This is a genomic window from Agrobacterium sp. GD03872 (genome assembly GCF_029840625.1).
Taxonomy (GTDB): domain Bacteria; phylum Pseudomonadota; class Alphaproteobacteria; order Rhizobiales; family Rhizobiaceae; genus Agrobacterium; species Agrobacterium fabrum_A.
Genome location: NZ_JAOCCY010000034.1, coordinates 1 through 6,373, shown reverse-complemented (window position 1 = coordinate 6,373; position 6,373 = coordinate 1). Strand labels below are relative to the sequence as shown.

Annotated in this window: 6 protein-coding genes; 4 read left to right on the top strand and 2 right to left on the bottom strand. The window is 62.2% G+C overall.

Annotated features, from left to right (window positions below):
• The first annotated feature begins 252 nt into the window (after positions 1-252).
• A complete protein-coding gene (locus N5D22_RS27020) occupies positions 253-1,470 on the top strand; it encodes a hypothetical protein (RefSeq protein ID WP_279657436.1) in 1,218 nt (405 codons plus the stop codon).
• Between the two features lie 235 nt (positions 1,471-1,705).
• On the opposite strand, the gene N5D22_RS27015 is transcribed toward N5D22_RS27020, so the two are convergent.
• Both N5D22_RS27015 and N5D22_RS27010 read right to left on the bottom strand, forming a co-directional pair.
• Positions 1,706-2,560 carry an RNA methyltransferase gene (locus N5D22_RS27015; protein WP_279657435.1) on the bottom strand — a complete coding sequence of 285 codons (855 nt, stop codon included), beginning with the start codon at positions 2,558-2,560 and terminating at the stop codon, positions 1,706-1,708.
• The gene (locus N5D22_RS27010; RefSeq protein WP_279657434.1) at positions 2,550-2,942 is read right to left on the bottom strand and encodes a hypothetical protein; all 393 of its coding nucleotides are present in this window, start codon (positions 2,940-2,942) and stop codon (positions 2,550-2,552) included. The genes N5D22_RS27015 and N5D22_RS27010 overlap by 11 nt, the downstream gene beginning before the upstream one ends.
• A gap of 38 nt (positions 2,943-2,980) precedes the next feature.
• Between N5D22_RS27010 and N5D22_RS27005 the strand changes: the two genes are divergently transcribed.
• The 3 genes from N5D22_RS27005 to rpoH all read left to right on the top strand — a co-directional run bounded on the left by N5D22_RS27005 (position 2,981) and on the right by rpoH (position 6,170).
• Positions 2,981-4,003 carry an RluA family pseudouridine synthase gene (locus N5D22_RS27005; protein WP_035259711.1) on the top strand — a complete coding sequence of 341 codons (1,023 nt, stop codon included), beginning with the start codon at positions 2,981-2,983 and terminating at the stop codon, positions 4,001-4,003.
• Positions 4,004-4,276: 273 nt separating this feature from the next.
• Positions 4,277-5,101 carry a class I SAM-dependent methyltransferase gene (locus N5D22_RS27000; protein WP_279657433.1) on the top strand — a complete coding sequence of 275 codons (825 nt, stop codon included), beginning with the start codon at positions 4,277-4,279 and terminating at the stop codon, positions 5,099-5,101.
• A gap of 166 nt (positions 5,102-5,267) precedes the next feature.
• The gene (rpoH, locus tag N5D22_RS26995; protein ID WP_003522581.1) at positions 5,268-6,170 is read left to right on the top strand and encodes an RNA polymerase sigma factor RpoH; all 903 of its coding nucleotides are present in this window, start codon (positions 5,268-5,270) and stop codon (positions 6,168-6,170) included.
• Positions 6,171-6,373: the final 203 nt, after the last annotated feature.

Here is a 6,373-nt window from a genome sequence, read left to right as displayed (position 1 = left end):
TTTCTTCTCCCCGCCGGGGAGAAGGTGGCCCGAAGGGTCGGATGAGGGGGCAACGTTGCCGTATCTCACCACCCTTGCCCCCTCATCCCGCTGCCGCGGACTTCTCCCCCTCGGGGAGAAGAAACAAGTGGCGCCGACACCGCCTGTGCAATTGCCGGGAGCCCCCTCCCCACGGTTGCAATAATAGCGTAACGTGCTTTCGCGCCCCTCTTTCCGAATGCGCGCGTATCTGAGTTTCGGAGACTGTCCCGCGTGATCGAATATGCCATTCTCTTCGGATTGGGTTTTCTCACCGCTACCCTGCTGGCCCTGTTGATCGCACCCGCGATCCACCGCCGCATCGTCGCCTATACGGAAAACCGCATACGCGCGACGATGCCCATCAGCCCGCAGGAAGTGCGCGCCCAGAAGGACATGGCGCGTGCGCTCTACGCCGCCGAAAACGCCAAGGTCCGCCAGGAACTGGATACGGAACGGGAAAAGAACACCTCGCTGCGCCTCGCCAACGAGGCCGCCTCCAGCGATGCCTATCGTCTCGGCGAACAGAACCGCAGCTTCTCCCTGAAAATCGAGGAGCTGACGCTGGAAATCGGCGAATTGCGCGCGGCCCTCGATGCCGCCGAAGAACACGCCGGCGCCGTACAGGCGAACCTTACACAACAGGAGCAGGCCGCCAACGAGCGCGCCGGCCAGATGTCCGATCTCACCGCCCGCCTCACCAATCTGACGCGCGAGCTGGATGATTCGAAAATCCTCGCCGCCACCCGCGATCTCGAAGCCGAGCAGGCCAAGCAGACCGCCACACGTTTCCGCAAGGAAGGCGAGACCGCCAGCCGCGAATTGCAGGACGTGGCGGCCCGCAACAAGGAGGCGATGACGGCGGTTGCCCGCGAAAGCCGCAAGGTCACCCGGCTCGAGGAACAGGTCGCGACCGTCATGGCGAAAAATGCCGATCTCGACACGATGCTGACGCTGCGCAATCAGGAAGTCGCCCGCCTCAAGGAACAGCTTGCCGCAACCGGCGGCCGCGCCAACGACATGATCATCCGCCTGCCGAACCCTGCCGTGCCGGTCGAGAAAACGGTTAGCCCATCGCAACCGACGGCCCCTGCCCCGGCCGCCGCGCTTGAAACCGCACCCGCCGCCGAAGAAGAGGCGGCACCGGAGGAAACAGCCCCCCCGGTCGTGACGGAGCCAGCGGCGTCGCAAGGTCTGGAGCAGGAAATCGAGGATATCCGCAATCAGGGCACTGCGCTTACCGAACGCCTGCTGAATGTGCGCGGCACCGGCAATGACGAACCCATCCGCCGCGAAATCGCAAGGATCGCCGCCGAGATGATCGCGCTCACCGCCGCACAGGAGGGCGAAAAATCGCCGATTCCGGGGCTGCTCGCCAAGGCCTCCGGCTCATCGGGGCGGGAGAGCCTTGCGAAACGGGCGAAGGTGGTGATGGAGAAGCGGGAACATTAGGCCCTCGGTGGGTGTGGTTTACCCCGCGTTGAGTGTGCGGCTTACCCCCCTCTGCCCTGCAGGGCATCTCCCCCTCAAGGGGGGAGATCAGCTAGGAGCTAACGCTCGCTCATTCGCAACGTTAGAAATGGGCTGAAAAGTGCCGCATATCGATCTCCCCCCTTGAGGGGGAGATGCCCGGCAGGGCAGAGGGGGGGGGTAAGCCACATACGCCGAGCGATAAAGTGGCACTGACCTAAACCCGCCCCATAACCCCCGCCATCTGATAAAGCGCCAGCCCCGAAGCCGTCCCCGCATTCAGGCTATCAAGCTGCGGCGACTGCGCAATCCGTGCGGTATGAAACCGCGACAGCACCGATTGCGGCAGCCCCTCGCCTTCCGTGCCGATCACCAGCGCCATGCGCTCGGATCGGGGAATATCGCGGATCTCGGTTTCGCCATTGGGCGAAAGGCTCCAGATCGCAAACCCTGCCTCGGAAAGCCGCTCCAGCATCTCCACCGCCCCGCCGCCGCGGTGCCAGGCAACCGAAAGCACCGAGCCGACGGAAACGCGCAGCGCCTTGCGATAAAGCGGATCGCATGAGGTCTCGTCCAGCAGCACCGCATCGGCATAAAACGCCGCCGCATTGCGGAACATCGCCCCCAGATTATCGTGATTGGAAATGCCGCAGCCGACAAGCACCAGCGAAGAGGCGGGAAGTGCCGCCGTCATCTTTTCCAGTCCGCGATCCTGAACCCGCCGCCCAAGCGCCAGAATGCCGCGATGCAGATGGAACCCGACGATGCCATCCAGCACCGGCGCTTCAGCCACATAAACAGGCACATCGTCAGGGAAATCGGCAAGAATATCCGCAACGCCGGAAAGCCGGTTTTTGAGGATGAGGATGCTCTCGGCCGCAAAGGCGCCGCCCGCTTTATGGGCGGCGGCCAGCATGCGCAGCACCACCGTTCCTTCGGCAATGAACCGGCCCTGACGCCCGGTCAGGTCGCGCTCGCGAATATCGCGAAAGGCGGCGATGCGCGGATCGGCCGGGTCCTCGACCGGGATCAGCGCCCGCCCGTCCAGCAGCTTATTGGCCTCACTGGCCATCGACCGTCACATCGGCGAGGAACCGGCCGGCCGCGACGTTGAAGACCAGCGCCTTGCGGGTGCCGTTGGCAAGCCGCCCGTAAAACAGCATGTCACCGCCGGAATAGCTGACATTGTCGATCGTGAAGCCCTGCGGCAGGCTGGCGGTGACGGCAACCGGTCCGTTGCCGGTGGGAACGGCAAGGTTCGGCGCTTCCGTCTGCGTCTGAACCGCCTTCGACGGCCCCATCGCCTTGTAGACAACCGCACCGAAGACGGCCATAAGGCTGATAAACATCACGGAGCCCGACACGATCTGCAAACGGATCATCTTGCGGCGAACTTTTTCCATGGCCGGATCAAGCGGCTTGTCTTCCTGTTCGTCTTGCTCGATCTGCGTCATCGGATTCCCTGAAATGCTGATGGATCGGAAAAATAAGAATGAACGACCCCTTTAAACAAGGCGGAGACGCAAGGAAAGTCCTGATTGCCGGGGAAAACGCCGAAGGCCGCCTCGATTCCTGGCTGGCAGGCGAAGTGGGCGGCGACTTCTCCCGCAGCCGCTTGAAAGCGCTGATCGAGCAGGGCGCGGTCTCCATCAACGGCCAGCCGGTGACAGAGCCGAAAAAGAAGGTGCATCCGAAGGATCGCATCGAAATCGTCATGCCCGAGCCGGAAGACCCGGAACCCAAGGGTGAGGACATTCCGCTCGACGTGGAATATGAGGATGAAGACCTGATCGTGCTCATCAAGCCCGCCGGTCTCGTCGTGCATCCGGGCGCCGGCAACTGGACCGGCACGCTGGTCAACGCCCTCATCCACCATTGCGGCGACAGCCTCTCCGGCATTGGTGGCGTCAGGCGGCCGGGCATCGTGCACCGGCTGGACAAGGAAACCTCCGGCGTCATGGTCGTGGCGAAGAACGACAATGCCCACCGCCATCTCGCCGCGCAATTTGCCGACCATGGCCGCACCGGGCCGCTGGAGCGCGCCTACAAGGCCGTCGTCTGGGGCCGCCCGCGCACCCTGCGCGGCACCATCGACGCCGCGCTCGGCCGCAGCGCCGACCGCACCAAACGCGCCGTCAAGCACGAGGATTCGGACGATGCCCGCGAGGCGATCACCCATTACGAGGTGATGGAGCGTTACCATGAGCGGCCGGACGCCACCTGCCTCGCCTCAATGGTGGAATGCCGGCTGGAAACCGGCCGCACCCACCAGATCCGCGTTCACATGGCCCATATCGGCCATCCGCTGATCGGCGATCCCGAATATGGCGCGGCCTTCCGCACCAAGGCGAACCTTCTCGAAGAACCGGCAAAGAGCACCGTCCGCGGCTTTCCGCGCCAGGCCCTGCATGCCTATCTGCTCGCTTTCGAACATCCGCGCACCGGCGAGGTGATGGAATTCGAAACCGACCTGCCGGATGACATGGAAGCGCTGACCGCCGCATTGCGTGGCTGAAAACCTGCATGGCGCGGTCAAAAAAACTGCGCCATGCATTTCGCGGGAAGCCTCGGATAATAAAAAAAGATTAGCGGATAGCGATATTCCGCAGTCGGTCCTTTTTATAGACCGCCCCAATTTTGCTTCAATCGTCACCCCTCCTCGGCCCCGCAAAGCCTGAAATCGCCACCGTTAAACCGCGCCGATTTCAAGCCTGCCAAATAAAACCGCAGGGACGCCATTCGTTCGATCCGCCCCGAACGGAACCGGCATGATGACGGGATCTATCGCATGAATATCGAAGACCGCCGGTTTATCTTTCAGGAGTTGCGCAGCGTCGAAGGCTATATCGACCCGCCCGATGCGCTCGTCTTCAAGGCGCTGTTGCAGGCCCAGACGAAAAGTGACCTCCATGGCGGCATGGCGGAAATCGGCGTTTATTACGGCCGCTCCTATTTCCTGCTGCGCAAATTCGCCGGGAGGCAGGAAAAGGTGCTGGGCGTCGATCTCTTCGATCTCGATCCGCCCGACGATGGCAGCCTCGACCAATATGACCGCCTGATGGAAAACGGCCGCCGGCTGGGTTTCGCCATGGATGAAGACCTGATCATCAGGGGCGACAGCACGCGGCTGGCGCCCGACGATATTACCTCCCGCATCGGCCCCGCCCGCTTCTTCAGTATCGATGGCGGCCACAAGCTGCACCACGTGCTGGCCGATGCGAAACTGGCGATGGAGGTGATCGCACCGCATGGCGTCATCGTCTTCGACGACACTTTCAATCCTGCCTGGCCGGAAGTGACGGTAGGCGTCGCCGATTTCCTGCGTACCCATGGCCACAGCCTCGTCTGCTTCGGCATGACGAAATACAAGACCTATGTCTGCCGCCGCGAATTTCACACGGCCTATGCCGACGCGATAACCGCCGATCCCGATCTGCACGCGCTTGCCCATGTCGAGACGCAGTTCCTTGGCTCCAAGGTTGTGCGCCTGCACAACCCCATGCGCCGGCGGGTGATGTATGAGCTGATGGTGCGCTCCGGTCTTGGTGGTTTTTCGGAACGAATCTACCGTTCGAAAGTTAAACAGGTCAGGGAAGGTGTGGCCTCAACATAACGCATGTGTGAACGCAGCGTTCGCTTGAAACGCGGCGGGCGCGTACATATCTGTCACATGGGTTCGTGCGGGGTCGGTAACGACCCGCAGCTTACGGTGTGCCTCCGGCGGGTCAGTCGCCGATCAAAGAGGGTGCCGTTCCAGACCATAGATAAGGGGGTGCTTTATGGCCCGCAATAGTTTGCCTACGATTACAGCCGGCGAAGCCGGTCTCAATAGATATCTCGACGAAATCCGTAAATTTCCGATGCTGGAGCCGCAGGAAGAATACATGCTTGGCAAGCGTTATGCCGAGCATGGCGACCGCGACGCCGCGCATAAACTCGTCACCAGCCACCTGCGTCTCGTCGCCAAGATCGCCATGGGTTACCGCGGTTACGGCCTGCCGATCGGCGAAGTCGTCTCCGAAGGCAATGTCGGCCTCATGCAGGCGGTGAAGAAGTTCGATCCGGAGCGCGGTTTCCGTCTGGCCACCTATGCCATGTGGTGGATCAAGGCCTCGATCCAGGAATATATCCTGCGCTCCTGGTCGCTGGTGAAGATGGGCACGACCGCCAACCAGAAGCGCCTGTTCTTCAACCTGCGCCGGCTGAAAGGCCGCATCCAGGCAATCGACGATGGCGATCTGAAGCCGGAGCACGTCAAGGAAATCGCGACGAAGCTTCAGGTGTCGGAAGAAGAAGTCATCTCGATGAACCGCCGCCTGCATGGCGACGCCTCGCTGAATGCGCCGATCAAGGCGTCGGAAGGCGAATCCGGCCAATGGCAGGACTGGCTGGTGGACGACCATGACAGCCAGGAAGACGTGCTGATCGAACAGGACGAGCTGGAAACCCGCCGCCGCATGCTGGCCAAAGCCATGGGCGTGCTGAACGACCGCGAACGCCGCATCTTCGAAGCCCGCCGGCTTGCCGAAGACCCGGTGACGCTGGAGGAACTTTCCTCCGAGTTCGACATCAGCCGCGAACGCGTGCGCCAGATCGAGGTTCGCGCCTTCGAGAAGGTGCAGGAAGCGGTGCAGAAGGAAGCGCTGGAAGCTGCGCGCGCCTTGCGCGTGGTGGATGCTTAAGGCGACACGCCCCTGACGCCAATGCGCTGACCGTGAATCATCCTCGGCCTCCGGCCGGGGATTTTTTATTTGTAAAACGCGGGCGGGGAAATGCTCTGTCTCTGAGACCCACGATTGTGCTGGAGGAGAAGCGGTAGGGAAAATATCCGCGTTTCGGAGTATGCCGCTTACCCCCCTCTGCCCTGCCGGGCATCTCCCCCACA